At 54.6% G+C, this 2,174-nt stretch carries 1 protein-coding gene and 1 pseudogene; both read left to right on the top strand.

The features are described from left to right. Positions 1–1,495, top strand: a 1,495-nt coding sequence (locus BN93_RS10235) for a TonB-dependent receptor domain-containing protein (protein WP_044260431.1), incomplete at its 5' end; no start/stop codon positions are given. 42 nt (positions 1,496–1,537) lie between these two features. Next, positions 1,538–2,174, top strand: a pseudogene (locus BN93_RS10230) (hypothetical protein); the annotation flags it as partial.

Genomic DNA, 2,174 nt, shown 5'->3' with positions numbered 1-2,174 from the left:
CACGGCCGACTACCGCCTGAACAACACGGGATACAACACCATCAGCCTGTCGGGCATGGTGGGGTTTGAGGGAAAACACATTACGGCCACACTCTTCTCCAGCATTTATTATCAGCGTAGCGGCATCTACTATGCCAGTAAAGTGAGCGACTTGGACCAGCTGGTGAAACGATTTGAGTATGGCCGGCCCGACCCACAGACCATCCAACCCTTCTCGTACGAGATAAAACCGCCCTTCCAACAGTCGCAGCATGTCACCCTGAAAGGCGAAGTGAAATGGCGGCTCAACCCCAGCCATCAGATTGATTTCACCCTCTCGTTCCAAGAGAACCTCCGCCAAGAGTTTGAAAACCGCAAGAAAGCGCAGTGGAGCTGGATACCCGTGCAAGACCTCATCCTTAAAACCTACAAGGCCGACGTGCTTTGGCATGCCAAGTGGAAGTTGTGGAAGATGTCCACCGACGCAGGCCTTTCCAACACTTACCAAACCAACTACAACTATCCAGGGACAAAACAGCCGGCCTTCGTGCCCAACTTCGCCGCCCTTTCGATGGGAGGCTACTTCCTGCACAAGGCCGAATGGGGGCGGTTGCAAATGGCGCTGGGCATGCGTTACGACTTCCGCGTGATGTCGGTTAACGGCTACACCAGCCTGAGCAACTACACCTACTACGACGATTTTAAGCTTTACAGCAACTTCACGGCCAGCCTTGCAGGCCATTACCAGATAGACGACAACTGGGACGTAAGGGCAAACATCGGATGGTCGTGGCGTCCGCCAGACATCAATGAGCTTTATGCCATCGGCCTGCAAGAAGGCTCGTACTGGGTGGTGGGCAACAGGCATCTGGCCAGCGAGCGCGGTTACAAGTCGGTTGTGGGTGCACGATACCGCAACACGTGGCTCAACGTAGAGCCCAGTTTCTTCTACCAACGCATCAACAGCTACATATACGACCACATCGGAACGGGCAAAAACCGCTTTCACAACCATCCCAGCGGCAAGTATCCCAAGTTTATTTACGACCAAGACGACGTGCGGCTCATGGGCGGCGACATTGAAGCCACAGCCAAACCCATGGAAGGCCTATCGCTCGTGGCAAAGGGCGAGTGGATGTTTGCGCGAAACATCACCCGCGACGACTGGCTGCCCTTCATGCCCTCAGACCGCTACGGGCTTTCGGCCACCTACACGCACGCCATAGACAAAAGCGGGAAATGGCGCGGAACGGTGTCGCTCTCGGGCATATACGTAACCAAACAAACACGGTTCGACCCCGACAAAGACCTTGTAAGCGACTCGCCCGACCCCTACTTCCTGCTCAACGGCACGGCCGAAGTGGCCTTGCGCATGCCCCAACACCGCGAGCTGAAACTCATGCTCGTGGGCGACAACATCCTGAACAACCTTTATAAGGAGTACACCGACCGATTTAGGTACTACGCACACGAACGTGGAGCCAACTTCTCCATCAGGACACTCTTTAAATTTTAATTCCTAACGTTCTCCATATAACGCAACAAAAGCGACAACATCATGCAACGCATACACCTTAAAGCAGCGGCAATGGCCATCGCACTTTCGGCCCTTTCGGCAAGCTGCACCAACGAACAAGTGGACGATTTCTTCAAGAAAATCGTGCAAGCGCCCCCTTCGTCCATCGAACGCGACGTAAAGGGGCACGACCAAATATACAGCGTACACGCCATCCTGCGAATGGGATACAAGGGCGGAATTATCGGCGTGGGGCCCAATGGCGACGATTCCGTTAGGGTTTACAACACCTATCACGTGGCCGCCGACACCACCGTGATACCCATAACGCAAGAAATAGACATCGCCAAAGACGACAATGGCGAAATGACCGTCACCACGCAACGCCGCCAGTTCGACGTGGTGGCATCGCCAGACATCTATTATGGGCTGGAACTGAAATACTACGTCCAAAACGGAATGCTCATCAACCACCAGTTTTCCACCTATCCCTTCACCAAAGACAAGGAGGGCGTAAGCGTTCCCGACGAGAACAGCTCCACCCTCATGATGCACCAACACTTCTTCGGCATAGGCAACACCACGCTAGGAGGTGAAACAAAAGAGCCGACAAGGCCGAAACGCCCGACCAACAGGGACTGCAGCTGGCCTATCCGCGCTCGCTAGGACGAACCCCGCC

Source organism: Prevotella conceptionensis 9403948, from assembly GCF_000312305.1.
In the GTDB taxonomy this organism is placed as follows: Bacteria; Bacteroidota; Bacteroidia; order Bacteroidales; family Bacteroidaceae; genus Prevotella; species Prevotella conceptionensis.
The sequence above is the reverse complement of the archived record's forward strand: the minus strand, read 5'-3'. Positions and strand labels throughout refer to the sequence as shown.